The organism is Mycobacterium shinjukuense (assembly GCF_010730055.1).
Lineage (GTDB): Bacteria > Actinomycetota > Actinomycetes > Mycobacteriales > Mycobacteriaceae > Mycobacterium > Mycobacterium shinjukuense.
In genome coordinates this window covers 4,363,723-4,388,477 of sequence record NZ_AP022575.1, presented here as the reverse complement: position 1 = coordinate 4,388,477, position 24,755 = coordinate 4,363,723, and the positions used below count along the sequence as shown (strand labels likewise).

Below are 24,755 nucleotides of genomic sequence, written 5' to 3'. Positions count from 1 at the left end.
TCGTGGGGACGTTAGGGTCGTGCCTGTGTCCGCCGTTTCGCCGCAGCCGATCCTGGCGCCCTTGACGCCGGCCGCCATCTTCCTCGTCGCCACCATCAACGACGGTGGCGAGGCGATCGTGCACGACGCGTTGCCGGGTCTGTCGGGATTGGTGCGCGCGATCGGCTTTCGCGATCCGGCGAAACACCTGTCGGTGGTGGCCTCGATCGGATCGGGCGCCTGGGACCGCTTGTTCGCCGGACCACGGCCCGCCGAGCTGCATCCGTTCATCGAGCTGACGGGCCCGCGGCAGGTCGCCCCGGCCACGCCGGGCGACCTGTTGTTCCACATCCGCGCCGAGACGATGGACGTCTGCTTCGAGCTGGCCGGCCGCATCGTCAAGTCGATGGCCGGGGCGGTGACCGTGGTCGACGAGGTGCACGGCTTCCGGTTCTTCGACAACCGTGATCTGCTGGGCTTTGTCGACGGCACCGAGAACCCCGGCGGGCCGGCGGCCGCGCACGCCACCACGATCGGTGACGAGGATCCCGACTTTGCGGGCGCGTGCTACGTGCACGTGCAGAAGTACCTGCACGACATGGCGGCGTGGGAATCGCTGACGGTGACCGAACAGGAACGGGTGATCGGCCGCACCAAGCTGGACGACATCGAACTCGACGACGACGCCAAACCGTCCAACTCACACATCGCGCTCAACGTGATCACCGACGCTGAGGGCTCCGAGCTGAAAATCGTGCGGCACAACATGCCGTTCGGCGAGGTCGGCAAGGGCGAATACGGCACGTACTTCATCGGCTACTCGCGGACACCGCGGGTCACCGAACACATGCTGCGCAACATGTTTCTGGGCGACCCGCCGGGCAACACCGACCGGGTGCTGGATTTTTCCACCGCGGTCACCGGCGGGCTGTTCTTCACCCCCACAATCGACTTCCTCGACGATCCACCGCCGCTGCCCGGCCCACAGATGTCGCCTGCCGCTAGTCCTGCCTCCGGCGACGGATCACTGGGGATCGGCAGCCTGAAAGGAACATCTCGATGAACAACCTCTACCGCGAGCTGGCACCGGTCACCGAAGCCGCCTGGGCGGAAATCGAGGTGGAGGCGGCGCGGACGTTCAAGCGGCATATCGCCGGACGGCGGGTGGTCGACGTCAGCGACCCCGGCGGTCCGGTCACCGCGGCCGTCAGCACCGGCCGGCTGATCGACGTCGCGGCGCCCACCGAGGGCGTCATAGCCCACCTGCGGGCAAGCAAACCCCTTGTCCGACTGCGGGTTCCGTTCACCCTGTCGCGAGGCGAGATCGACGACGTCGAGCGCGGGTCACAGGACTCCGACTGGGACCCGGTCAAGGAGGCCGCCAAGAAGCTCGCCTTCGTCGAGGATCGCACCATCTTCGAGGGTTACGCTGCCGCGTCGATCGAGGGCATCCGCAGCGCCAGCTCGAACCCGCCGCTGACGTTGCCCGACGATCCGCGGGAAATCCCCGATGTCATCTCCCAGGCGCTGTCCGAGCTGAGGTTGGCCGGTGTCGACGGCCCGTACTCGGTGCTGTTGTCGGCCGACGTCTACACCAAGGTCAGCGAGACCTCCGATCACGGATATCCCATCCGCGAGCACTTGAACCGGCTGGTCGACGGGGACATCATCTGGGCGCCGGCCATCGACGGCGCTTTCGTGTTGACCACCCGGGGCGGCGACTTCGACCTGCGATTGGGCACCGACGTCTCGATCGGCTACCTCAGCCACGACGCCGACACGGTGCAGCTGTATCTGCAGGAGACGCTGACGTTCCTGTGCTACACCGCCGAGGCGTCGGTCGCGCTTGGCCCGTAACCACGCAGCGCGGCCTCCGGCCGGTGGGCTCACCGGTGGAAGAAGCCCGAGTGCCCGCTGACACTGGTCGCGAAGTCGCTGACGTTTCCGACGCCCGAGTTGCGGATGCCGGTGTTGAAGAAGCCCGAGTTCTGGAAGCCCACACCGTTGTTGAGGTTGTTGAAGAAACCAGAACCTCGCTCGCTGGTGTTCCAGACGCCCGAGCCGCCGAAGCCCGCGTTGTTGAAGCCCGAACTGTCCGGCCCCAGGTTGCGCGCGCCCGAGGTGTTGTCGCCGGCGTTGGTCAAGCCAGAGGCATTGTTGCCCTGGTTGAAGAATCCCGAGCTGCCGATGCCCAGGTTTCCGAAGCCCGAGCTGGGGCCCGGACCGTCAACCGTGCTGCCGATCGCGGTGTTCAGGTTGCCGGAGTTGAACAGGCCGGTGTTGACGTCGCCAGAGTTGCCGAAGCCGGTGTTGGTGGAGCCGGCGTTGAAGGAGCCGGTGTTGCCGTGACCCGAGTTGAAGAAGCCGGTGTTGCCGCGACCCGAGTTGCCCAGGCCGGAATTCAATTCGGCCGAGTTGAAGAAGCCCGTGGTATACCTGCCGGAGTTGAACGCACCCGTGGTTTCGCTGGACGTGTTGCCGAAGCCGGTGGCCTGTAGCCCGGTGTTCCAGAAGCCGGTGCTGGTGCCGCCCGTGCCCTGGAAGCCGGTGTTGTTCGTCCCGGAGAGCTCGAAGCCCGTGTTGGCAAAGCCGGAATTGAAGATGCCGACGTTGCCGGTACCGGAGTTGAAGAAGCCGACGTTGCCGGTGCCCGAATTGCCGAAGCCGATGTTGCCAGCACCGGTGTTGAGGCCGCCGATGCCGATCTGGTTGTTGCCCGCCAGCCCGATGCCGAAGTTTGCGTTGCCCGTGTTGCCGAAGCCGATATTGCCGTTGCCGGTGTTGCCGAAACCCCAGTTGGCGTCGCCGGTGTTCCCCGAACCCCGGTTGAAGCTGCCGGTGTTGCCGCCGCCGATGTTGAAGTTACCGTCCGTGTTGGTCGGGCCCACGTTTCCGAATCCGACGTTTCCGTGACCCTTGTTCCCGCCGCCGACATTCCCCGTCCCGTTGTTGCCGAAGCCCACGTTCTGGCTGCCGCTGTTGCCGCCGCCCACGTTGCCGGTGCCGGAGTTGCCGCCGCCCACGTTCATGTCGCCGTGATTACCGCTGCCCAGGTTGGAATTGCCGGTGTTGCCGCTGCCCAGATTGGAATTGCCGGTGTTGCCGCTGCCCACGTTGGAGCTGCCGAGATTGCCGTTGCCGACGTTGGCGTCGCCGTGATTTCCGTTGCCCAGGTTGTTGTCGCCGATGTTGCCGACGCCGGCGTTCTGCGGGCCCGAGATCCCGAGCAGGTTGTGCAGCGACTGCTGCCAGGGCGCCAGCTGCGCGGCCGCGGCCGAGGCGCCGGCGTGGTAGCCGGCCATCGCTGCCACGTCCTGGGCCCACATCTGTTCGTAGTGGCCCTCGGCGGCCGCGATCGCCGGGGCGTTTTGCCCGAACAGATTCGACATCACCAGCGCCACGAGCTGGGAACGGTTGGCCGCCACCGCTATCGGCTGGACCATCGCCGCTTGCGCCGCCTCGAACGCCCCGACGGCCGCCAGCGCCTGCCCGGCCGCCGCCGCGGCCCGGGCGGCCGCCGCGCGTAGCCAGCCGGCGTAGGGTGCGGCAGCGGCCAGCATCGCCGCCGAAGCCGGACCCTGCCAGGATTGGGTCGGCCCAACCGTTAGCCCCGATGTCACCGAACCGAACCAGGACGCCGCCGAACCCAGCTCCTCGGCCAACCCCTGCCAGGCCATCGCCGCCTGCAGTAACGGCCGCGGGCCCGCGCCGGTGAAGATCAGCGCCGAATTGACCTCCGGTGGCAGTACCGCGAAGTTTGCAGGCATCCCGACTCCTCGACGTGCCCCCACCACGGCAACCACTGGCGCGGTGGCTGCACCCAACCTAGCCCCACCGGGCACCGGACCGTGGGCAAATCGGCAATGGCCTTGTCCCCGCGATGATTTAGCGCACCCTGGGCCGCGGCGCCGACGGCAGGGTAGCGTCACCGTCAACTCCGACGAAAGGATCTCCCGACCATGGCAGCAGACCAACGGCAACGGCCCTACGACGTCGTGGTGCTCGGCGCCGGGCCGGTGGGCCAAAACGCCGCGGATCGCGTCCGCGCCGCGGGACTGTCGGTTGCGGTGGTGGAACGCGAACTCGTCGGCGGCGAGTGCGCGTATTGGGCGTGTGTGCCCAGCAAGGCGTTGCTGCGCCCGGTCATCGCCGTCTCGGATGCCCGTCGGGTCGACGGCGCGCGCGCAGCGGTCCGCGGGTCGATCGACGCCGCCGGCGTTTTCGGCCGCCGCAGCCGCTACGTGAGCGGCTGGGACGACGGCGGCCAGGCCGACTGGCTCGATGGCATCGGCGCGACGCTGATCCGCGGCCACGGACGGTTGGCCGGTCCGCGACGCGTCGCCGTGGCCGCACCCGACGGCCAACAGGTGGTGCTGACGGCTCGGCATGCCGTCGTCGTCTGCACCGGAAGCCGGCCGGCACTGCCGGACTTGCCTGGCATCGACGAAGCGCGGCCGTGGACCAATCGCCAAGCCACCGAGAGCGATTCGGTGCCGGCGCGACTGGCGATCGTCGGCGCCGGCGGGGTCGGCGTGGAAATGGCCACGGCCTGGCAAGGATTGGGCTCCTCGGTGACCCTGCTGGCCCGGGGGCCTCGGCTGCTGCCCCGAATGGAACCCTTCGTGGGCGACTACCTCGCCCGCGGGCTCGCCGACGCGGGCGTTGACGTGCGGTTGGGTGCATCGGTGCGCGCGCTCCGCCGGCCCCACCCGGACGCCCGGGTGGTCCTCGAGCTGGACGACGGCTCCGCGTTGTCCGTCGACGAGGTGTTGTTCGCCACCGGGAGAGCTCCCCGCACCGACGACATCGGCCTGCAGACAATAGGACTGACGCCGGGCAGCTGGCTCGACGTCGACGACACCTGCCGAGTGCGGGCCATCGACGAGGGTTGGCTTTATGCGGCCGGTGACGTCAACCACCGCGCGCTGCTGACCCATCAGGGCAAGTACCAGGCCCGCATCGCGGGTGCGGCCATCGGCGCGCGCGCGGCGGGACGGCCGCTGGACACTTCGCCGTGGGGCGCGCATGCGACCACCGCCGATCATCACGCGGTACCGCAGGCCTTCTTCACCGACCCCGAGGCCGCCGCGGTGGGGCTGACTGCCGAGCAGGCCGTCGCGTCCGGTCACCGGATCAAGGCCATCGACGTCGAAGTCGGCGATGTCGTCATGGGGGCCAGACTCTTTGCCGACGGGTACGCGGGTCGGGCACGGATGGTGGTCGATGTGGATCGAGGTCATCTGCTGGGCCTGACGATGGTCGGCCCGGGTGCCACCGAACTGCTGCACGCCGCCACCATCGCCGTCGCCGGCCAGGTCCCAGTGCATCGATTGTGGCACGCCGTGCCGTGCTTCCCGACAATCAGTGAGCTGTGGCTGAGACTTCTTGAGGCCTACCGGGATTCGTTTTTCACGGTGGTCTAGCTCTCTAGCGTCAGCGGTGGCGTGCAACCGGGTCCATCGCGTCGAGACGGTCGCCGGCATGCACAGTGCCCCCGCAGCCCGCTCACTCAGCGAAATCTCAACAGACTCTTGGACACCGCATCGCTGAGCGCAAAGCATCCGCATAGCCGCCGGGGTCATCATCGACCCATGACGATCGAGCCGCTGGGCACCGACCTGATCGAGCGCTACCTGCGCGCCCGTGGGCGCCGGTATTTCCGCGGCCACCAGGACAGCGAATTCTTCTTCGTCGCTGACACTCGCCCTCGTCGGCTGCACGTCCATCTAGAGATCAATCCCGCCCAAGTGTTAGCCATCCGGGCGACTCCCGCATGCTATTTCCCGGCCACCGCATGTGCCGCGTTGACCGGGCTGGTCGACGCCTGGAACGGACAGAACCGCGAAGTCATGGCGATCGTGCACGGTTCCGCCGATCCGCACCGCATCGGCGTGGCCGCGCACGCATACCGAAGGTTCGGAACGCATGTCTGTTTCGACGATTTCGCTGGTCGCGTCGACCGCGCCATCGGTGCCGCGATCGAGCTGTTCGCCGAGTTGACCGTCCAACCGGTGCTGCCAGACGCCGGATGAGTCACCACCGTGGCCGGTTTTCGACCAATTACGCAGGGCCGCTGACACTTCCGTGAGATCTGCGGTCACCAATGCGGCGTTCGGCTAACCTCAGACGGCCTGAACTGCGTCCAGCGCAGAATAGAACAGACCCAGCCCGTCATCGGAAGGACCTGTCAACGCTTCGATGGCATGTTCGGGGTGCGGCATCAGTCCGACGACACGACCGTCGGCTGAGCTGATGCCGGCGATGTCATGCAGCGAGCCGTTGACGTTGTCGTGGTAGCGGAACACCACCCGGCCGTCGCCTTCGAGTTCGTCGAGCACCTTTTGCGGTGCGACATAACGGCCCTCCCCGGACTTCAACGGCACCAGCAGGTCGGCGCCGGGCTCGAAACGCGATGTCCACACCGTCGACGTCGAAACCACGCGCAACCACACGTCGCGGCAGACAAAGTGCAACCCCACGTTGCGGGTCAGGGCGCCAGGCAGCAGCCCGGCCTCGCACAGCACCTGAAACCCGTTGCAAATCCCTAACACCGGCATGCCCCTGGCCGCGGCCGCGACCACCTCCCCCATCACCGGGGCGAATCTGGCGATCGCACCCGCCCGCAGGTAGTCGCCGTAGGAAAACCCGCCCGGCACCACCACGGCATCAACACCCTTGAGGTCGGCGTCGGCATGCCACAGGCTGACCGCCTCGGCGCCCACGCGCCGCACCGCGCGCGCGGCGTCCACGTCATCAAGCGTCCCGGGAAAGGTGATGACGCCGATCCGCGCCGTCACAGTGGCTCCCGGCTTATGGTCCAATCCTCGATCACCGTGTTCGCCAGCAGTGATTCCGCGATCTCGGCGAGCGTGGAATCATCGACCGTATCGTCGACCTCCAGCTCAAATCTCTTGCCCTGACGAACGTCTGAGACTCCGGGGTGTCCTAGTCGCGCCAGCGCACCGGCAATCGCCTGACCTTGCGGGTCGAGGATCTCCGCCTTGGGCATCACATGGACGACCACCCTGGCCACTGGCGCTCCTCTCCGATCGGCGTACTCCGCCCGGCGACGGCGAGCACCGGTAGGGCGCGACTAAGGAGCCGGGCAAAGGGTCCGCGCCAACTTTACCGGCGACGGCGGGCGCGCCGCGTTACCGGGACACCCAGCCGCCGACCCGGGCGGCGCCCGCTGCCGTCAGCTTCGGCTGTACCACCGTGTCTGGACGGGTTGACTTCCCCACCGTTTAGGGACACGAGCTGATGTAGGCCTCACACAACGGCGCGGTCATTGCGTCCAGCACCGCGGAGTCGGAAATCACCGGCCAGGGCACCTGTGGCGGCCCGGTGGACCACAGCGTCAGTTCGCTAATCGTGCTGCTCGACACGTGCGCGATCAGGTAGGTGTGCATGATGACCGGCCCGCTGATCACCGCGGCCATCCGGGTCGGTTCGTCGTCGGTGATCGACGGGGACTGCGCGGGGGACCCCAACTGGCAAGCGCGCACCGCGGCGACCGCGGCACCGAACACCGCCGCCGCGATCGCGCCACCGCGGGCCGTGTCCCCCCGCCAGTGCAGCACCTGAGCCTGCAACTGCCATTGGCCCTCGGGTTGGGCCACCGTCGCCCGACTGGCCACCGCAGCGTTGCGGGTGTCCCCCGGGAACGTCGGTGTGGCGCACACGTGCTCGAATCGGAACCGCGGTGTCGTCCCGGTGAGCGCTACCGCCGCGCCGGCCAGCGCCGGCCATCGGTACACCGAATCCAGCGGCACCGCTCGTCGATCGATCCACGCGGTGCCGGGGATCTGGTCACACACCGGCGGGCAGGTTTCCGGCTCGCCCGGCGCGGGTGTCGCCACCGTCACCGCGGCCACCAGATAGCCGGCGACCATCATGGTCGCCAGCATCATCCGCAGCTGTACGGCCCGCATCAGGGCACAATCGTAGACATGCAATTGACGCATTTCGGTCATTCCTGCCTACTCGCGCAGTTCGGCGAAACCAGCTTGCTCTTTGATCCCGGTAACTTTTCGCACGGATTCGAGGGCATTACCGGGTTGTCGGCGATTCTGATCACCCACCAGCACCCGGACCACGCCGACCCCACGCGGCTGCCGGCGCTCCGGGAAGCCAACCCCGATGCCCTGCTGTATGCCGACCCGCAAACCGCCGCCCAGTTGGGCGCGCCGTGGCGGGCGGTCCGGGTCGGCGATGAGTTGACGGTCGGCGAGCTGACCATCCGCGGTGTCGGCGGCAGGCATGCCGTGATACACCCGGAAATCCCTGTGATCGACAACATCTCGTATCTGGTGGGCGACAATGACCATCCGGCTCGACTGATGCATCCCGGCGACGCGTTGTTCGTTCCGGGAGAGCCGGTGGACGTGCTGGCCGCGCCGGCGGCCGCCCCATGGATGAAGATCGCCGAGGCCATCAACTATCTGCGTGCGGTGGCACCCAAGCGTGCGGTCCCCATCCACCAGGGGATCATCGCCGCGGACGCCAAAGGCATCTACTACAGCCGGCTCAGCGAGATGAGCACCACCGACTTCCAGGTCTTACCCGAGGAAAGCGCGGTCACCTTCTAGTGGCGAGCAGACGCAGAATCGCCCTTTTTGCTGGCAAAAAGGGCGATTCTGCGTCTGCTCGGCACACCGCGGCCGTCCCTACGCGGCGTCGAGGACTGCCCTATCCGGACTCCAGCGGTACACCATCGGCGTGCATCCGTGCAGCAATGCCAGGTCGACGGCATCCAGCATGGCCTGTAGCGGGCCGGGTTTGGGCAGGTGCCGGCCGGCCACCGCGACCCGCACCACACCGCCCCGCCGGGCGATGCGCTCGGCGGACATCACGACCATCCGGCACCACCACGGCTCCGCCAGAAATCCTTCCCCGATTCCCAGCACACGGGCCCGCACGGTGGTGTTTCGAACCAGGTCGGTAACCCCGTGGAAATCCGCTAGCAGCCGAAAGCCATTGCGCGGCAACGCTTTGACCACACCCGGTGACACCAGCCAGCCCGGTGCTGCGAACAGCCGAGTGCGCAGCCCGAGGTGCTCGAGCACCCGGTCAGCAGCCATGAGCCGTAGATTCGCCTCGTGTGCAGGCAGCGTGGCGAATTCGGAGCGCCGCCGCTTGGTGGCCGCCGCGTCGTAGCCGTGAAGTACCACGGCGTCACCGCCGGAACGCCGCGCGGTCAACCACTCGACGGTGCGCGGGTCACGGTCGAGCCGGTAGTCACCGCGCAGCCGCGGGGCCACCAACAGCGACACCGGCACCGAGCGGGCGTCCATTTGCCCGCAGAATGCGTCGACGTCGGCCAGGGAGTGCTCGCTTATCCCCGAGACCGAAACGACCAGTTTTCCAGACACGCTAGTAGTCTGCCGATCCCAGGTTTCGGGACGGTGAAGGACATGCAGAGCCCCGCTGAACAGCGCTGCCGGTCACCATCACCGGCGTGTGGCCGCTTCTTGGTGCCCCAGGCCAATTGCTTCCGGGCATCCGGGTGGCAGCGGCGGTGTGCCTATCGGGGCGATTGGTGCTGATGCTGGCGATGTTCCCGGGCAATATCTACCCCGCGCGAATGCCCTACCCGCCCAAGTCCGTTGTCGCCATTGGCGGTAGCGAGCACCCAGGCGTACTGGAATGCGGTTTCCTTCCAACGCTCGTAGCGGCCACTGATCCCACCATGACCGGCATGCATCTGGGTCTTCAACAGCACCGGCCTGCCGTCGGTCTTGGTGTGCCGCAATGCTGCGACCCACTTGGCCGGCTCCACGTAGTACACCCTGGTGTCGTTCAGCGAGGTCATCGCCAAGATGGCCGGGTAGCCCCTGGCCGCGATGTTCTCATACGGCGAATACGACTTCATGTAGGCGTAGACATCGCCATCGCTGCGCGGATTTCCCCACTCGTCCCACTCGGTGACGGTCAGCGGCAACGACGGGTCCAAGATAGTGGTCAGTGGGTCGACGAACGGCACCTGCGCAAGGATTCCGGCGAACAGGTCCGGTGCCATGTTGGCCACCGCACCCATCAGCAGACCACCCGCGCTGCCACCCAAAGCCACCAACTGCTGTGGCCGGGTCAGCCCCGTCGTCACCAGATGTCTTGCCACCGTGATGAAGTCGGTGAAGGTGTTCTTCTTGTCCAGCAGCTTGCCGCGCTCGTACCACAGCCGACCCAGCTCGCCGCCGCCACGAACGTGGGCAACGACGAACACCATCCCGCGATCCAGCAGTGACAGCCGAGCAATAGAAAACCGTGGGTCCTCGCAGTTCTCGTAAGCACCGTAGCCGTAAATGAGTGCTGGAGCGGGCAATTCGACACCGGCGCGGTGCACGATCGAGACCGGGATTCGGGTGCCGTCGTCCGCACATGCCCAATCGCGGCGTTCCACATAGTCCTCGCGGCGGTAGCCGCCCAGCACCGGCTGCTCTTTCAGCAACGTGCGCTCGCCGGTGACCAGATCGATGTCGTAGACCCGCATCGGGGTGACGAAAGACCCCGCGCCAACCCGCAGTTTGGGCGAATCCCAGTTGGGATTGGGCCCCAGGCCGGTCGCCATCAGCTCGGAGTCGAAGGTGATCTCCTCGGGCTCGCCGTAACCGCCGTCGGACCCGATCGGCCATAGCTGAACCCGGGGCAGCGCCTCGCGCCGGTAGCTGACCACCAGATGGCCGGCGAACGCATCGACACCGTCGAGCCGGACGAAGTCGCGGTGGCCGATCAGGGTGCGTTGCCGCGTCGGGTCTCCGACCGGGGCTTCCACCAAGGTGAAGTTCACCGCACCGTCGTTGTGCAGGATCAGGAACCGGTCCTGGCCCCCGATCACGGCGTGCTCCACCGAGTACTCGACACCCTCACGACGCGGCAGCACAACGGCGAACCGCGCATTCGGGTCGGCCGCGTCCGCGTAACGGACCTCCGAGGTGATGGACGAGCCCGCAGCGATCAGCACGAAGGCGTTGCTGCGGGTGCGACCCACCGCGAGCCAGAACCGCTCATCGGCTTCGTGGTAGACCTGTTCGGACGGTTCGCCAGAGCCCAGCCGGTACCGCCATACCGTGTCCGGCCGCCAGGCGTCATCCACGGTGACGTAGTAGACGGTGCGATTGTCTGCGGCCCAGGTTGCTCCCGCCCCAATGCCGGCAATCTCGTCGGGATATTGCTGCCCGCTACGTAAATCCTTGAACCGCAGCGTATAACGTTCATCACCGACGAGGTCAACGGAATACGCCAGCAGGTTGCCATCCAAGCTGACGCTGGCCGCGCCGAGCGCGAAGAAGTCGTGACCCTCGGCCTCGGCGTTCTCGTCGAGCAGGAGCTGCTCGCCGGGTATTTCGGTGTCCTCATCGAATGTCGGCGGGCTCCAGTCGTCGGGATCGGTTATCGGGCAACGGCAATGGACACCGTATTGTTTTCCCTCGAAGGTGCGGGCGTAATACCACCAGCCGCCACGCCGGGTCGGCACCGACAGGTCGGTTTCCTTGGTACGCGCCTTGATTTCGTCGAAGATCCGTTGCCGCAACGGCTGGAGGTGAGCGGTGATCCGGTCGGCGTAGTCGTTCTCGGCCTCCAGGTGGGCGATCACCTCGGGGTTTTCCTTGTCCCGCAACCATTCGTAGGGATCGACAAACACGTCGCCGTGGTACTCGCGCCGCGTCTCCACCCGCTTGGCCACCGGCGGCACTGGCTGGTCCGTCATGCGCCGGGGCCGATCCAGTCGGCGAAGCGCCGCCCCGAAATCCGTTCGTAGGCACTGATATAACGGTCACGGGTAGCCTCGATGACGTCGCCGGGGAGCGGCGGTGGAGGTTGGTCACCGTCGCGGTCCCAGCCCGACTCGGCGCTGAGAAGCCAGTTGCGGACGAATTGCTTGTCGAAGCTGGTCTGAGCCGCGCCCACCCGGTATTCATCGGCCGGCCAGTATCGCGACGAGTCCGGTGTGAAGATCTCGTCGGCCAGCACCAGGTTGCCGTCGCGGTCGGTGCCGAATTCGAACTTGGTGTCGGCGATGATGATTCCCCTCGCCAGCGCGTGATCGGCGGCCTGCAGGTAGATCTGCAGGGTACGCTCGCGCAGCTGGCTGGCCCGCGCCACACCCACCATCTCGATCACCCGGTCAAACGAGATGTTCTCATCGTGGTTGCCCAGTGCGGCCTTCGTCGCCGGGGTAAACAGTGGGGTGGCGAACTTGGACGCCTCGACCAGACCCGGCGGCAACGCGATTCCGCAGACCTTCCCGGTCGCCTGGTAGTCCAGCAGCCCCGAGCCGGTCAGGTAGCCGCGGGCCACACACTCCACCGGAAGCATCTGCAGCCGCCGCACCACCAGCGCGCGGCCCAACACCTCGTTGGGGATGCGTGGGTCGTCCGGCGGCCCTGCCAGGTGGTTGGCGGCGTCGACGAAGCCGAAGAAGAACACGCTCATCGCGGTCAGGATGCGGCCCTTGTCCGGGATCGTACTGTCCAGGACGTAGTCGTAGGCCGAGATCCGATCGGTGGCCACCAGCAGCAGGTGGTCGTCATCGACGCGATACAGCTCACGGACCTTGCCGCTGGCCAGATGCGGGTAGTCAGACAATGCGGGACGCACCATCCGGCCAGCCTAATGGGTAGCGCCGCGCAAGCTAGGCCTCGCGCAGGTCCACGACCAGGTGCCGGATGCCGGTATGGCGGTTGCTCCGCGTCCATTCGACCGGCTCCACCACCCGCACGCCGCCAAAGCGCGACAGCAGCTCCTCGTAGAGCACCCGCAGCTCCAGCCGGGCCAGGTTGGCGCCCAGGCAATAGTGCACTCCCTGACCAAAACCCAGGTGTGGGTTGGGTTTGCGGGCGATGTCGAACTCGTCGGCGTGGTCGAACACCAGGGCATCCCGGTTGGCCGAGCCCTCCCACACCAGCACCTTCTGGCCCGGTTCGATCCGCTGAGCGCCCAGGGTGACCGCTCGTGTGGCGGTGCGCCGCTTGGACGGTGACGGCGACGTCCACCGCACGATTTCTTCGATCGCCGTCGGCAATAATGCGGAATCGGCTCGCAGCCTGCGCAATTGGTCCGGATGTTGGGAAAGGGCCAGCAGCCCGCCGGCGATGGCGTTGCGGGTGGTCTCGGCGCCCGCGCTGAAGAGCAGATGGAAGAACAGGTACAACTCGGCGTCGGACAGGGCGGGCGCGTCGGGATCGTCGATGGTGGCGTTGGCGACAATGGACAGCATGTCGTCGCCCGGCTCAGCCCGTTTGCCGGCGATCAACGCCATCCCGTAGGTGTACAACCGCGATCCGGCGTCCTCGACATTCAGCTTCGGCATGGACGCGCTGCGCGAACCGCGGAAGTCGAATCCCGGTTCCACCGCTTCGACCAACCAATGCCGATCGTCCTCCGGAACGCCCAGCAGGATGCAGATCATCTGCATGGGCAGTTCCGCCGCAACCTCGACCACGAAATCGAAGGCCACACCGGGCCGGATAGCGTCGAGCAGCCGGCGGGCGCGGCCGCGCAGGTCGTCTTCGACCCGCCGGATCATCCGCGGGGTCAGGCCGGAGCTGACCAGGCGTCGAATGCGCGAATGCCGCGGATCATCCATCATGTTGAGCACCTGACCGGCGATCGGCAGATCCTGCAGCACGGTGCCGCCGAACGGCCGATCCCCGCCGGTGACCGACGAGTAGGTCACCGGGTCACGCAGCACCTCAAGGGTTTCGGCATGGGTGGCCACCGACCAGAAGCCCTCGCCGTCGGGGGTGTGTTCGGTGGGCTGATGCCAGAACACCGGCGCCACCCGGCGGTGGATGGCAAACAGCTCGTGCGGGAAACCGTTGGCAAAGTTGTCCAGATCGGTCAGATCGATTTCTGGAAGCGCAACCGACTCAGCGACGCCCATGACCTACAGAATCGCACCCGGGGTGTACTTGGCCGCATCCGGGTAGCGACCCACCAGCGTATCCACCATCGCGGCCACCTCGTCGACCTGGTCGCCGGCGGCCCCGGTGAAGGCCGTCTTATCGGCCAGCGCGGCGTCCAGCGCTTCCCGGCCCAACGGCAGCCGTGGATCGGCGGCCAGCCGGTCCAGCAGGTCGGGCTCGGCGCCGTGCTCCCGCATGGCCAGCGCCGTCGCCACCGCGTGCTCGGAGATCACGTGGTGCGCGGCCTCGCGGCCCATGCCGGCACGCACCGCCGCGATCAACACCTTGGTGGTCGCCAAGAACGGCAGGTAGCGATCCAGCTCACGCTGGATCACCGCCGGGTAGGCGCCGAACTCGTCAACCACCGTCAGCACCGTCTCGATCTGCCCGTCGACGGCAAAGAAGCTGTCCGGCAACGCAACCCGGCGCACCACCGAGCAGCACACGTCACCCTCGTTCCACTGCGCGCCCGCCAATTCGGCGACCATGGAGGCATAGCCGCGTAACACGATTTGCAGCCCGTTGATCCGCTCGCAGCTGCGGGTGTTCATCTTGTGCGGCATCGCCGACGAGCCAACCTGGCCGGGCGCGAAACCCTCGGTGACCAGCTCGTGGCCGGCCATCAGCCGGATCGTGTGGGCCAGCGATGACGGGCCCGCGCCCAGCTGCACCAAAGCGGAGACCACATCGTGGTCCAGCGAACGCGGATACACCTGCCCGACACTGGTCAAAATCGTTGTGAAACCAAGGAAGTCGGCTACCCGTCGCTCGAGTTCGGCCAGCTTGGCGGCATCGCCGCCGAGCAGGTCGAGCATGTCCTGCGCGGTGCCCATCGGGCCCTTGATGCCACGCAGTGGGTAGCGGTCGATCAGCGTCCGCACCCGGTGCAACGCGATCAGCGTTTCCTGTGCCGCCGAGGCGAACCGCTTGCCCAATGTGGTCGCCTGCGCGGCGACGTTGTGGCTGCGCCCGGCCATCACCAGGTCGCGATAGGTCACCGCACGCTCGGCCAGCCGCGCCACCACCGCCACCCCGTGGCCGAAAACCAGTTCCAGCGACCGCCGGATCTGCAGCTGCTCCACGTTCTCGGTCAGGTCGCGGCTGGTCATTCCCTTGTGCACGTGCTCATGACCGGCCAGGGCGTTGAATTCCTCGATGCGGGCCTTGACGTCGTGACGTAGCACCCGTTCGCGGGCCGCGATCGATGCCAAATCGACATCGTCGAGCACCCGCTCGTAATCGGCGATCGCCCCCGACGGCACCTCGACCCCCAACTCCGCCTGGGCCCGCAGCACAGCCAGCCACAGCCGCCGCTCCGCGACCACCTTGGCCTCCGGCGACCAGATCGAGACCATCCCCGCGCTCGCGTAGCGGGCGGCCAGCACGTTGGGAATGCTCACTTGGCCCTCACGAAGACACAGCTTACGGTCGCGGGCCCAGTGGTCGCAGTTGTCACACCAGTCCCTGCGCCGGAAGGCACCCCACGCGCCCGCCTCAGCGCGACAGCTCGGCAGCCGCCCGTGCAGTGTCGCGATGAGGGCACAACGATCATCCCCTCAAGCAGAGGCGCACGTGGCGGATGTGACACCACACCACGCCGCGGCCCCGCCATACGCTAGGCCGATGCACTTCGCCGGGGTGGACCTCGCCTGGGCCGGCCGCAATCCGACCGGTGTTGCGGCCGTCGACGCGGACGGGCGTCTGCTGCGGGCCGGTGCCGTTCGCGACGACGCCTCCGTGCTGGCGGCGCTGCGGCCGTATGTGAACGGCGATTGCCTGGTCGGCTTCGACGCGCCGCTCGTCGTCACCAACCCAACCGGCCAGCGGCCGGCCGAGGCCGCGCTCAATCGTGACTTTGCCAAGTTCGAGGCCGGCGCGCACCCGGCCAATACCGGGAAACCCGAATTCGCCGAGGGTCCGCGTGCCGCGCGGTTGGCTCGCGCGCTGGGGCTGGAGATGGACCCGTCCTCGGGGGCCGCGCGGCGGGCCATCGAGGTCTACCCGCACTCGGCGACGGTCGCGCTGTTTCGGCTGCCCCGCACGCTGAAGTACAAGGCCAAGCCCGGCCGCGACGTCGATCGGCTCAGGTCGGAGCTGCTGCGGCTGATGGACGGTGTCGAGGGGCTGGCGCACGCCGCGGTGCCGCTGCGGGTGGCCGGTCACCCCGATTGGTCGCAGCTGCGCCGGCAGGTCCGCACCGCGCGGCGCAAGAGCGAGCTGCGCCGCGCCGAGGACCCGGTGGACGCCGTCGTCTGCGCCTACGTGGCGTTGTACGCCACACGATGCCCCGGCGGCGTCACCATCTACGGGGACGTCGCCACCGGCTACATCGTGACGCCGGCGCTGCCCGCAGACCTTGCCCCGGCGTCTCGTGGCCGGCGCGCGTCAGATCCGCACCGGGCGCTGGTCGACGGGCGCCAGCACGTCGATGAGGTCGACCACGGTCGCCAGCGCGGCCGCACGCGGATCACGGCCTTCGACCAGCGCGGAGACCACCGAACCATCGACCGCGCAGATCAGGGTGCACACCAGTTCGATGGGCACCGACCGCCCTGACCTTTCAATGGCTTCGGCGACCGCTTCGGCGCGCTGGCGCAGGTTGCGGCGCATGCTCTCGCGCAACGCGGGCAGCCGGGTACCGGCGATATGACGCTCGTAACGCGATATCAGCTGCTCGGTCAGCCCGGGTCCGGATACGTCCCCCACGAGCAGGTCAACCAGCACATCGGCGGTGGTTTCGGGCCCTCGGCGCCGCCGGGACAGGGCGTTGACCCGGGCCTGTAGCTGCGCCATCTCGATCATCCCGATGTGATCGACCGCGCGGGCGATCAAATCGTCGAGCGACGAAAAGTAGTAGGTGGTAGACGCCAACGGCAGGCCGGCGCGCCGAGCAACCGCCCGGTGGCGCACCGCTTCGAACCCGCCCTCACCAAGCAGCTCGGCGGCCGCGCTCACCAACGCATACCGCCGACGTTCTCCTTTTGGAGTAACAGCTGCCGTCACGCCCACCCATGCTGCCAGTCAAAGTGGTACCGCATTGCCATTTTGCTCAAACGTTCATGGCATGATGGCCGCCATGCCAGACCTGAGCCGCCGCGCCGTGCTCGGCATCGGTGCCGGCGCCGCAGTGGGCGCGGTCGGCGCTTATGCCCTGGACATGCTGCTTCGGCCGCGCACCTGCCATGCCACCCCGGCACCGGCGATTGGCACAAACGTTCCATTGGCGCCGGCACGGCCGCTCGATCCGCCCCCGCCCGCTCAGGCGGCGCCGACGATGGTGACCGGCTCGTTCGTGTCGGCGGCGCGCGGGGGGATCGCGACCAACTGGGCGATCGCGCGCCCACCGGGCCAGACCAAGCCACTGCGACCGGTGATCGCGCTGCACGGAAAGGGCAGCGACGCGGCCAGCGTGATGGCCGGCGGCGTCGAACAGGGCCTCGCACAGGCCGTCAACGCCGGGTTGCCGCCGTTCGCGGTGGTCGCCGTCGACGGCGGCGGCAGCTATTGGCACCGGCGGGCCTCCGGCGAGGACAGCGGGGCCATGGTGTTGCGCGAGCTGATCCCCTTGCTCGACGGCGAGGGTCTGGACATCTCGCGGGTGGCGTTTTTGGGCTGGTCGATGGGCGGCTACGGCGCATTGCTGCTGGGTGGCCGGCTCGGACCGGCGCGCACCGCGGCGATCTGTGCGGTGAGCCCGGCGTTGTGGCTGTCCTCCGGAGCGGCCGCGCCGGGCGCATTCGACGGCGCCGACGACTTCGCGGCGAACTCGGTGTTCGGGATGCCCGCGCTGGCGTCCATCCCGATCCGGGTGGACTGCGGCGACAGCGACCCGTTCTCCGCCGCGACCAAACAGTTCATCGCGCAGTTGCCCAACCCGCCCGCGGGTGGCTTCTCGCCCGGCGGGCACAACGGCGCGTTCTGGAGCTCGCAACTGCCCGCCGAGCTGACCTGGATGGCGCCGCTGCTGACCACCTGAGCCGGCGCTGAGCCCGTCGCAACGGGCGTGCGACGATCCGACGGTGACCACAGCCTTCGATTGGAGCTTCCCCTACACGTGGCCGCGAATGCCCGTCCTGGCGGCGAACGCTGTCTGCACGTCACAACCACTGGCCGCCCAGGCGGGTCTTCGCATGATCACCGACGGCGGGAACGCGGTCGATGCGGCCATCGCCACGGCCATCACGCTGACGCTGGTGGAGCCGGTGTCCAACGGAATCGGCTCGGATGCCTTCGCCATCGTCTGGGACGGCAAGCGACTGCACGGCCTGAACGCATCGGGCCGTTCGCCGGCGGCGTGGACGCCGGAATACTTCGGCGGCCCAGGCGTTTCCGGCGTTCCGCCGCTCGGCTGGAACTCGGTGACCGTGCCCGGCGCGGTGTCGGCCTGGGCCGAGCTGCATGCCAGGTTTGGCAGGCTTTCGTTCGAACGGCTCTTCGCACCCGCTATCTCCTATGGCCGCAACGGCTTTCCGGTCTCACCGACGGTCGCCGAGCAATGGGCCGCGCAGGTGCCGGTATTCGCCGACCAGCCCGGGTTCGCCGAGGCGTTCATGCCCGGCGGGCGCGCGCCAAAGCCCGGTGAGTTGTTCCGATTTCCCGACCATGCGGCCACCCTCGAACAGATCGCCGCAACCAACGGCGAGGCGCTGTACCGGGGCGAGCTGGCGGCCACACTCGAGGCGCACGCGGTGGCCAACGCCGGCGCCATGCGGGTCAGCGACCTGGCCGCCCACCGGGCGGAGTGGGTCGGCACGATCAACACCACCTACCGGGGTCACACCGTCCACGAGATACCGCCCAACGGCCAGGGCATCGTCGCCCTGATCGCCCTGGGTATCCTCGACCAGTTTGACATGTCCTCGTGGCCAGTCGATTCCGCCGACAGCGTGCATCTGCAGATCGAAGCGCTCAAGCTGGCCTTCGCCGACGCGCAGGCCTTTGTAGGCGACATCGACCACATGCGGGTGGCGCCGGAGCACCTCCTTGACCGGGAGTACCTGAAGCAACGGGCCGGATTGATCGACCGCAAGCGGGCGCGACCCGCATCCGCCGGAACCCCGAAGGGGGACACCGTGTATCTGACCGCCGCGGACGCTTCCGGATTGATGGTGTCGATGATCCAGTCGAACTATATGGGGTTCGGTTCCGGCGTCGTGGTGCCGGGCACCGGAATCGCACTGCATAACCGCGGCTCGGATTTTACTGTGGCGCCGGGTCATCCGAATTGCGTCGGACCTGCCAAACGTCCCTATCACACCATCATTCCGGGCTTCGTGAGCAAAGACGGCGCGCCGGTGATGAGCTTCGGGGTGATGGGCGGCCCGATGCAACCCCAGGGGCACGTGCAGCTGGTCGTACGCATCGCCGACTACGGCCAGAACCCGCAGGCGGCCTGCGACGGCCCCCGATTCCGCTGGGTGCAAGGCCTGCAGGTCAGCTGCGAGAAGGGCTTTCCGCCGTCGACCCTCGACGACCTTCACCGGCGTGGACACCACCTGGTCACCGTGGACGACTACAGCCAGTTCGGCAGCTGCCAGGCGATCTGGTGTCTCGACGACGGGTACTTCGCAGCCAGCGACCCCCGCCGGGATGGTCAGGCCGCAGCTTTCTGAACCCGCGCTTCGTGGATGGCACGGCACCTCCCCCCATGGGTGGGCGCGGCCAGTCAGGGCCTGGCGGGGCGGCCGCGATCACAACCTACCCAACGACACCGTGATCTGGACCTGCCAGCAGACGTTGCCCTTCAGCCACCAGACAGATCAGAGGTTAAGCATAGGTTACGAATTAGTGAACTATGAGTAGTCCATTGGTTAATTTCGGGTGTACACTGATTGGCTGGCGTTGAGGCTCTGCTGGGCATCGCTGTATTGGACGGTGCGATGGTTGGGTTGGCTGATCGAGGCCCCGGCATCGGGTTGAACGCCGGCGAGGTGTTTGCCGGGTACACGATTGTCCGGTTGCTGGGATCCGGGGGAATGGGTGAGGTCTACCTCGCCCAGCATCCACGGTTGCCCCGCCGCGAAGCGCTCAAGATATTGAGCAATGACGTATCTGCTGACGATGACTATCGCCGGCGATTCATCAGAGAGGCGAACGTAGCGGCTGCGCTGTGGCATCCGAACATCGTGCGCGTCAATGACCGAGGCGAGTTCAACGGACAGCTATGGATCTCGATGGACTTCGTCGACGGGGCCGACGCAGCGAGCCTGCTGCGAGACCACTATCCAGTTGGTATGCCGGCAGATCGGGTGGCCACGATAATCACTGCGATCGCCAGCGCACTCGACTATGCGCATCAACACCATGGTCTATTGCACCGCGATGTCAGCCCCGCGAATATCCTGCTCACCGACCCGGGCGATGACGACCAGAGAATCCTATTGGGCGACTTCGGAATCGCCCGCACCGTCGGTGACACCGCTGGCCTGACCGCGACAAACATGACCATCGGCACGTTTCCCTACGCCGCACCTGAACAGCTAACGGATGAACCAATGGACGGACGCGCCGATCAGTACGCTCTAGCGGCCACCGCCTACCATCTGCTGACCGGGTCAACACTGTTCCCGCACACCAACCCAGCCGTGGTCATCAGCCGCCACCTGAGCGCGCCACCGCCAGCACTGGCGAAGACCCGCCCCATGCTCGCGACCTTTGATCCGGTGCTCGCGGTGGCTCTTGCGAAGGATCCCACCGATCGATTCGCCCGGTGCACTGATTTCGCCCATGCGTTCGCGAGGGCCGCCCATTCCAGCGGCCACCCGAAGCCTTCGGCTTCGACCATGCCTATTCCGTTGACGGCCAGGTCCCCGAAGAAGACGGTTGTGCCCTCGGTCATGGCTGACGCCGACAAACAGCAGCGACGCGGTCGATGGCGGATTTTCACGGCAGCATCAACGATGATCGCGCTCACCGCTGTCGGCGCCAGTGGCTACGCGATCAACAGTGGCAACACCGCCGCCGAGCAGCGCCCACCCGTTGCATCCCCGACTTTGGCGCAGCCTCGACGGGCGGTTGAGCACGCACCACCGCCCGCGCCGCCATCACAGCCAATGGCACCCGCCCCGAAGGACATCCCGCCACCGGCAGCCTCAGCTGTGGCGGAGCCGCCACGGGCGGCGGGGGATGCGCCACTACCCGCACCACCCTCGCGGCAATCGGCACCAGCCCCGAAGAGCCCGCCGCCACCGGCGTTCCCAACTCCCGCGTCCATTCAGGCCGCACCGGCCCCGCAGGGACCGACACCCAGCCCCGACCAGGTCTTCCTCGGTCTGGTGTCACAGATTCCCGGTGTCACCGTCACCGACCCCGCGACTGCTGCCGCCAGTGGCCGTGCCGTGTGCGCAGACCTTCAGAACGGGGGGAACCCCCATGATCACGCCGCCGCGACCGTAAACAACAACACCGGATTAACGCCCGCACAGGCAACCGCCAGCGTCAACGCGGCAATCACCGCCTTCTGCCCGCACCATCTGCGATAGAAATAGGCGCTTGCGCCACGCATGGTGGCCTCGGTAGCTAAACGCTGATTTTTCCCTCTGCGGCACGCAAGCCGATATCACTGCGGAAATGACTGCCCGCTAACCGAATTGAACTGAGGATGTGGTATGCGTGCGCCCGCGCCGCGGATAGGTCCGCGCCGGTGCCGACCACCGACAATACCCGGCCGCCCGAGGAAATGATCGCGCCGTCGTCACGCCGGGTGGTCCCGGCGTGCAGCACCCCCTGGGCTTCGGCGCCGACGACAACGTCTCCGACCCGCGGTCGCCCGGGATAGTTTTCGGCGGCCAACACCACCGTCACGGCGGTGCCAGCCCGCCAGCGCAGTTCGCCGAAGTCGGCCAACTTCCCGGTGCCGGCCGCGTGCAGTAGCTGACCAAGGGGTGAATCCAGCAGGGCCAGGACCGCCTGTGTCTCCGGATCTCCGAAGCGGCAGTTGAATTCGACCACGGCCGGTCCGTGCCCGGTGATCGCCAGGCCGGCATACAGCAGTCCGCAAAACGGGCTGCCCCGCCGAACCAGTTCGGCCGCAACGGGTTCGACGATCTGGCTGACCACCTCCCGGTAGACGCTATCGGGCAGCCACGGCAGCGGCGCATAGGCGCCCATGCCGCCGGTGTTGGGTCCGGTGTCACCCTCGCCGACCCGCTTGAAGTCCTGAGCGGGCAGCAGCGGCACCACGGTTCGACCGTCGACCACGCAGAACAGCGACACCTCGGGGCCGTCGAGAAAGGACTCCAACAGCACCGGATGCCCGGCCTCGAGCAGGCTGGCGGCATGTGCGCGCGCGGCTTCTCGGTCCGGTGTCACCACCACGCCCTTGCCGGCGGCCAGACGATCGTCTTTCACCACCCAGGCCGGGTCACCCGCGGGCGGCCCGAACCGATCCAGCGCGGCGTCCAAATGCGCTGGGTTGTCCACGATTTCACTCGCGGCGGTGCGCACCCCGGCCGCCGCCATCACCTCCTTGGCGAATGCCTTGGAACCCTCGATGCGAGCCGCATCCTTACTGGGCCCAAAACATGCGATGCCGGCCGCGCGCACGGCGTCGGCCACTCCGAGCACCAACGGCAGCTCGGGGCCGATGACCACCAGGTCGGCCCGCACCGCGCGGGCTAAGGCGACGACCTCGTCGCCGGAGGTGATGTCGACGTGGTGCTGTTCGGCCAGCCGGGCGGTGCCGGCGTTCCCGGGAGCGATGACGAGTCCGGTGACCTGCGGGTCTTTGGACAGCGCCAGCAGCAGCGCATGTTCACGGGCACCGGAACCGATCACCAGGACGCGCACGACACGACACACTATCCGGACTCGCCGGCCTCCTTCGCCAGCACCTCGGCGACGTTGGCTTTGGCGTCGGCCGCCAACCCGTTCTTGGCCGCTTGCTTGCGTTTGGCCGCTACCCGCTCGATCGCGCTGTTGAGCCGGGAGCCCAGCGGGAAGCCGACGTAGTGGGTGATGAACACGGCGAGTTCACGCAGTTCGTCCAGGGTGAGTTCGTCGTTGTGCAGCACGGCGTTGACCTGGACCTCCAGCAGGTCCGTCTGGCCCTGCGCGGTCAGCACCGCAATCACCGCCATCCGGCGATCGCGCATGGATAGCCCCTCCCGGGTCCAGATCCTGCCGAAGAGGTGATCGACGGTCAGGGCAAAGTACTCACCCGGCATGTCGGGCATGTCCCAGGCATAGACCTGGTTCATCTTGTCCAGCCCCTTGCGGCGCAATTCGTCCATCGGATATCTCCTCGTGTCTACCGGGACTCGTCAGTGTGCGGCACGCCCAGGCCGATCGCCAACCGCCGCAACGCCAGCCGGGCCAGCGGCAGGTCGACCGAGACCGCGTCGCCCAACGCCAGCGCCAGGCTCAGATCTTTCTCCCCCAGCTCACGGGTGTGCCGCAACACCGGATGCAACGGATCGTCGGGTTGTATCGGTGCCGTCGTCGTCCGGAACATGATCGCCCCCGGACCACCGGTGAGGGCGTCGGTGTGGCGCACCACCTTGGCCAGCGCCCGCAGGCTCAGGCCACTGGCCTCGGCCAATTTCTCCGCCTCGGCGGCGGCCGCGTAGGACACAAAGGTCAGCATGTTGCGCGCGAGCTTCATCCTGGTGCCCGCCCCCGGCTCGCCGGCGTGGATCACCAGGGACGCCCACCGCCGGAACGGCCCGGTGATCCGCTCGAACGTCTCCTCGTCCGCGCCGACCATGGTGGCCAACTCCCCCTGGGCGGCCGCCGCGGCGCCGCCGCTGACCGGCGCATCCGCGATGTGGATTCCCCGCGGCCGCAGCTCATTAGCCAATTCCACGGCGGTGGTGTCACTGATCGTGGAGTGGATCGCGATGACGGTGCCGGGCTTGGCGTGGGCCGCCAGCCCGTCGGGCCCGTTGATCACCTCGCGCACCTGCGCGTCGTCGAACACGGTGACGCTGATGATGTCGGCTGCGGCGACGTCGGCCAACGTCGCCGCGGCGGTGGCGCCGCCGTCGACAAACGGGGTCATCGCCTCGGCGCGCACGTCGAAGACCGTCAGCCCCCCGGGCCAGCCGAGCAGCCGTTTGGCCATCGGCGCGCCCTGGTTGCCCAGCCCGATGTAGCCCAGGCGCGGTGCGCGGGTGTCGGCGGCGGTCATGACCGGATGATCTGTCCGCCATCGACATTGAAGATCTGCCCAGTGATCCAGGAGGCCTGGTCGCTGAGCAGGAACAGGCACATGCCCACCAGGTCCTCGGGCGTGCCCATCCTGGCCAGCGGAATGGTTTGCACCATGTGCTTGACAATCTCACCGGGTGCGACGGTTCGGGTGGCTTCGGTGTCGATCGGCCCGGGCGCGATCGCGTTGATCCGGATCTTCATGCCGCCCAGTTCGCGGGCAAGCTGCTGCGTCAGACCGTTGATGCCGACCTTGGCCAGCCCGTAGAAGTTGGAATACAGCCACGCCGCCGTCGATGACTGGTTGACGATCGCGCCGCCTCCCCGGCTGGCCATGTGCCGGTACACCGCGCGGGTGCACACCAGTGCCCCGTCGTGATTGACGCTCATGAACCTCTTGTAGTAGTCCCACGGCACGGTCAGCAGCAGGTCGAGTTTCATGCCGCCGTAGATCGCGGCGTTGTTGACCAGGTAGTCGATGCCGCCGAATTCACCAACGGCCTTGTCGGCCATGGCCTTCGCCGACTCCTCGTCGGAAACGTCAACGGCCACTCCGATTGCCGCGCCACCGTCGGCGACGATTTGTTTGGCCACTTCCGCGGCACCGTCGGCGTCGATGTCGGCGACGACGACCGAGGCACCTTCGCGGGCCAGGGCGGCGGCGTAGGCCTGCCCGATGCCCCGGGCGGCTCCGGTGACGATGGCCACCTTGTTGTCGAACATGGC

The 24,755-nt window shown here is 67.5% G+C and carries 22 protein-coding genes and 2 pseudogenes; 9 read left to right on the top strand and 15 right to left on the bottom strand.

Annotated elements, in window-relative coordinates:
• The first annotated feature begins 19 nt into the window (after positions 1 to 19).
• Entirely contained in the window at positions 20 to 1,042 is a 1,023-nt protein-coding gene (locus G6N20_RS19875) for a Dyp-type peroxidase (protein WP_142272019.1), read from the top strand.
• Complete coding sequence (locus G6N20_RS19870) at positions 1,039 to 1,836, top strand: family 1 encapsulin nanocompartment shell protein (protein ID WP_083048125.1); 798 nt, start codon at positions 1,039 to 1,041, stop codon at positions 1,834 to 1,836. The genes G6N20_RS19875 and G6N20_RS19870 overlap by 4 nt, the downstream gene beginning before the upstream one ends.
• A gap of 29 nt (positions 1,837 to 1,865) precedes the next feature.
• On the opposite strand, the gene G6N20_RS19865 is transcribed toward G6N20_RS19870, so the two are convergent.
• The gene (locus G6N20_RS19865) at positions 1,866 to 3,152 is read right to left on the bottom strand and encodes an autotransporter outer membrane beta-barrel domain-containing protein (protein WP_456320134.1); all 1,287 of its coding nucleotides are present in this window, start codon (positions 3,150 to 3,152) and stop codon (positions 1,866 to 1,868) included.
• 83 nt (positions 3,153 to 3,235) lie between these two features.
• Positions 3,236 to 3,746: pseudogene (locus G6N20_RS22485) on the bottom strand (PPE family protein); the annotation flags it as partial.
• 192 nt (positions 3,747 to 3,938) lie between these two features.
• Here G6N20_RS22485 and G6N20_RS19860 point away from each other — a divergent pair.
• Both G6N20_RS19860 and G6N20_RS19855 read left to right on the top strand, forming a co-directional pair.
• Positions 3,939 to 5,402, top strand: a complete 1,464-nt coding sequence (locus G6N20_RS19860; RefSeq protein ID WP_083048129.1) for a dihydrolipoyl dehydrogenase family protein — start codon at positions 3,939 to 3,941, stop codon at positions 5,400 to 5,402.
• 168 nt (positions 5,403 to 5,570) lie between these two features.
• Positions 5,571 to 6,011: a hypothetical protein gene (locus G6N20_RS19855; protein WP_083048132.1), complete on the top strand. Its 441-nt coding sequence runs from the start codon at positions 5,571 to 5,573 to the stop codon at positions 6,009 to 6,011.
• A gap of 90 nt (positions 6,012 to 6,101) precedes the next feature.
• On the opposite strand, the gene purQ is transcribed toward G6N20_RS19855, so the two are convergent.
• The 3 genes from purQ to G6N20_RS19840 all read right to left on the bottom strand — a co-directional run bounded on the left by purQ (position 6,102) and on the right by G6N20_RS19840 (position 7,952).
• Positions 6,102 to 6,776 (bottom strand): phosphoribosylformylglycinamidine synthase subunit PurQ, encoded by a 675-nt coding sequence (gene purQ, locus G6N20_RS19850; RefSeq protein ID WP_083048135.1) that lies wholly within the window; start codon positions 6,774 to 6,776, stop codon positions 6,102 to 6,104.
• The gene (gene purS / locus G6N20_RS19845) at positions 6,773 to 7,012 is read right to left on the bottom strand and encodes a phosphoribosylformylglycinamidine synthase subunit PurS (protein WP_083048138.1); all 240 of its coding nucleotides are present in this window, start codon (positions 7,010 to 7,012) and stop codon (positions 6,773 to 6,775) included. The genes purQ and purS overlap by 4 nt, the downstream gene beginning before the upstream one ends.
• Before the next feature lie 211 nt (positions 7,013 to 7,223).
• Positions 7,224 to 7,952: an ATPase gene (locus G6N20_RS19840; RefSeq protein WP_179961495.1), complete on the bottom strand. Its 729-nt coding sequence runs from the start codon at positions 7,950 to 7,952 to the stop codon at positions 7,224 to 7,226.
• Between G6N20_RS19840 and G6N20_RS19835 the strand changes: the two genes are divergently transcribed.
• On the top strand, positions 7,929 to 8,567 hold the full coding sequence (locus G6N20_RS19835; protein WP_083048140.1) for an MBL fold metallo-hydrolase: 639 nt from the start codon (positions 7,929 to 7,931) through the stop codon (positions 8,565 to 8,567). The two genes, G6N20_RS19840 and G6N20_RS19835, sit on opposite strands and share 24 nt — an antisense overlap.
• Before the next feature lie 78 nt (positions 8,568 to 8,645).
• On the opposite strand, the gene G6N20_RS19830 is transcribed toward G6N20_RS19835, so the two are convergent.
• From G6N20_RS19830 to purB, 5 genes are all read right to left on the bottom strand, one after another.
• Entirely contained in the window at positions 8,646 to 9,350 is a 705-nt protein-coding gene (locus G6N20_RS19830) for a DUF2334 domain-containing protein (RefSeq protein ID WP_083050766.1), read from the bottom strand.
• A gap of 152 nt (positions 9,351 to 9,502) precedes the next feature.
• Positions 9,503 to 11,686: a S9 family peptidase gene (locus G6N20_RS19825; RefSeq protein WP_083050769.1), complete on the bottom strand. Its 2,184-nt coding sequence runs from the start codon at positions 11,684 to 11,686 to the stop codon at positions 9,503 to 9,505.
• A complete protein-coding gene (locus tag G6N20_RS19820) occupies positions 11,683 to 12,576 on the bottom strand; it encodes a phosphoribosylaminoimidazolesuccinocarboxamide synthase (protein WP_083050823.1) in 894 nt (297 codons plus the stop codon). Before G6N20_RS19820 ends, G6N20_RS19825 begins: the two co-directional genes overlap by 4 nt.
• Before the next feature lie 34 nt (positions 12,577 to 12,610).
• Complete coding sequence (locus G6N20_RS19815) at positions 12,611 to 13,861, bottom strand: cytochrome P450 (RefSeq protein ID WP_083050771.1); 1,251 nt, start codon at positions 13,859 to 13,861, stop codon at positions 12,611 to 12,613.
• Positions 13,862 to 13,864: 3 nt separating this feature from the next.
• Positions 13,865 to 15,283: an adenylosuccinate lyase gene (gene purB / locus G6N20_RS19810; RefSeq protein WP_083050774.1), complete on the bottom strand. Its 1,419-nt coding sequence runs from the start codon at positions 15,281 to 15,283 to the stop codon at positions 13,865 to 13,867.
• Positions 15,284 to 15,506: 223 nt separating this feature from the next.
• On the opposite strand from purB, the pseudogene G6N20_RS19805 reads away from it, so the two are divergent.
• A pseudogene (locus G6N20_RS19805) lies at positions 15,507 to 16,283 on the top strand (DUF429 domain-containing protein); the annotation flags it as partial.
• On the opposite strand, the gene G6N20_RS19800 reads toward G6N20_RS19805, so the two are convergent.
• On the bottom strand, positions 16,269 to 16,892 hold the full coding sequence (locus G6N20_RS19800; protein ID WP_142272146.1) for a TetR/AcrR family transcriptional regulator: 624 nt from the start codon (positions 16,890 to 16,892) through the stop codon (positions 16,269 to 16,271). The pseudogene G6N20_RS19805 and the gene G6N20_RS19800 sit on opposite strands and share 15 nt — an antisense overlap.
• 55 nt (positions 16,893 to 16,947) lie before the next feature.
• On the opposite strand from G6N20_RS19800, the gene G6N20_RS19795 reads away from it, so the two are divergent.
• From G6N20_RS19795 to G6N20_RS19785, 3 genes are all read left to right on the top strand, one after another.
• The gene (locus tag G6N20_RS19795) at positions 16,948 to 17,859 is read left to right on the top strand and encodes an alpha/beta hydrolase (RefSeq protein ID WP_083050777.1); all 912 of its coding nucleotides are present in this window, start codon (positions 16,948 to 16,950) and stop codon (positions 17,857 to 17,859) included.
• 88 nt (positions 17,860 to 17,947) lie between these two features.
• Complete coding sequence (locus G6N20_RS19790; protein ID WP_083050779.1) at positions 17,948 to 19,495, top strand: gamma-glutamyltransferase family protein; 1,548 nt, start codon at positions 17,948 to 17,950, stop codon at positions 19,493 to 19,495.
• Positions 19,496 to 19,762: 267 nt separating this feature from the next.
• Entirely contained in the window at positions 19,763 to 21,364 is a 1,602-nt protein-coding gene (locus tag G6N20_RS19785) for a serine/threonine-protein kinase (RefSeq protein ID WP_083050829.1), read from the top strand.
• A gap of 37 nt (positions 21,365 to 21,401) precedes the next feature.
• Here the strand turns inward: G6N20_RS19785 and purD are convergent, their stop codons facing one another.
• From purD to G6N20_RS19765, 4 genes are read right to left on the bottom strand one after another with little or no spacing between them, the layout of a single operon-like run.
• The gene (purD, locus tag G6N20_RS19780; RefSeq protein ID WP_083050832.1) at positions 21,402 to 22,670 is read right to left on the bottom strand and encodes a phosphoribosylamine--glycine ligase; all 1,269 of its coding nucleotides are present in this window, start codon (positions 22,668 to 22,670) and stop codon (positions 21,402 to 21,404) included.
• 11 nt (positions 22,671 to 22,681) lie between these two features.
• Entirely contained in the window at positions 22,682 to 23,113 is a 432-nt protein-coding gene (locus tag G6N20_RS19775) for a carboxymuconolactone decarboxylase family protein (RefSeq protein WP_083050782.1), read from the bottom strand.
• A 17-nt stretch (positions 23,114 to 23,130) separates the two neighbouring features.
• Positions 23,131 to 24,009: an NAD(P)-dependent oxidoreductase gene (locus G6N20_RS19770; protein WP_083050785.1), complete on the bottom strand. Its 879-nt coding sequence runs from the start codon at positions 24,007 to 24,009 to the stop codon at positions 23,131 to 23,133.
• A complete protein-coding gene (locus G6N20_RS19765; protein ID WP_083050787.1) occupies positions 24,006 to 24,752 on the bottom strand; it encodes an SDR family oxidoreductase in 747 nt (248 codons plus the stop codon). Before G6N20_RS19765 ends, G6N20_RS19770 begins: the two co-directional genes overlap by 4 nt.
• Positions 24,753 to 24,755 lie beyond the last annotated feature (3 nt).

What these genes read in the sequence shown, in the direction of transcription:
- G6N20_RS19870 (WP_083048125.1), top strand. Translation starts at nt 1,039, where the DNA reads ATGAACAACCTCTACCGCGAGCTGGCACCGGTCACCGAAGCCGCCTGG.
- G6N20_RS19860 (WP_083048129.1), top strand. Translation starts at nt 3,939, where the DNA reads ATGGCAGCAGACCAACGGCAACGGCCCTACGACGTCGTGGTGCTCGGC.
- G6N20_RS19855 (WP_083048132.1), top strand. Translation starts at nt 5,571, where the DNA reads ATGACGATCGAGCCGCTGGGCACCGACCTGATCGAGCGCTACCTGCGC.
- G6N20_RS19835 (WP_083048140.1), top strand. Translation starts at nt 7,929, where the DNA reads ATGCAATTGACGCATTTCGGTCATTCCTGCCTACTCGCGCAGTTCGGC.
- G6N20_RS19840 (WP_179961495.1), bottom strand. Translation starts at nt 7,952, where the DNA reads ATGACCGAAATGCGTCAATTGCATGTCTACGATTGTGCCCTGATGCGG.
- G6N20_RS19825 (WP_083050769.1), bottom strand. Translation starts at nt 11,686, where the DNA reads ATGACGGACCAGCCAGTGCCGCCGGTGGCCAAGCGGGTGGAGACGCGG.
- G6N20_RS19815 (WP_083050771.1), bottom strand. Translation starts at nt 13,861, where the DNA reads ATGGGCGTCGCTGAGTCGGTTGCGCTTCCAGAAATCGATCTGACCGAT.
- G6N20_RS19795 (WP_083050777.1), top strand. Translation starts at nt 16,948, where the DNA reads ATGATGGCCGCCATGCCAGACCTGAGCCGCCGCGCCGTGCTCGGCATC.
- G6N20_RS19790 (WP_083050779.1), top strand. Translation starts at nt 17,948, where the DNA reads ATGCCCGTCCTGGCGGCGAACGCTGTCTGCACGTCACAACCACTGGCC.
- G6N20_RS19785 (WP_083050829.1), top strand. Translation starts at nt 19,763, where the DNA reads ATGGTTGGGTTGGCTGATCGAGGCCCCGGCATCGGGTTGAACGCCGGC.
- G6N20_RS19775 (WP_083050782.1), bottom strand. Translation starts at nt 23,113, where the DNA reads ATGGACGAATTGCGCCGCAAGGGGCTGGACAAGATGAACCAGGTCTAT.
- G6N20_RS19770 (WP_083050785.1), bottom strand. Translation starts at nt 24,009, where the DNA reads ATGACCGCCGCCGACACCCGCGCACCGCGCCTGGGCTACATCGGGCTG.
- G6N20_RS19765 (WP_083050787.1), bottom strand. Translation starts at nt 24,752, where the DNA reads ATGTTCGACAACAAGGTGGCCATCGTCACCGGAGCCGCCCGGGGCATC.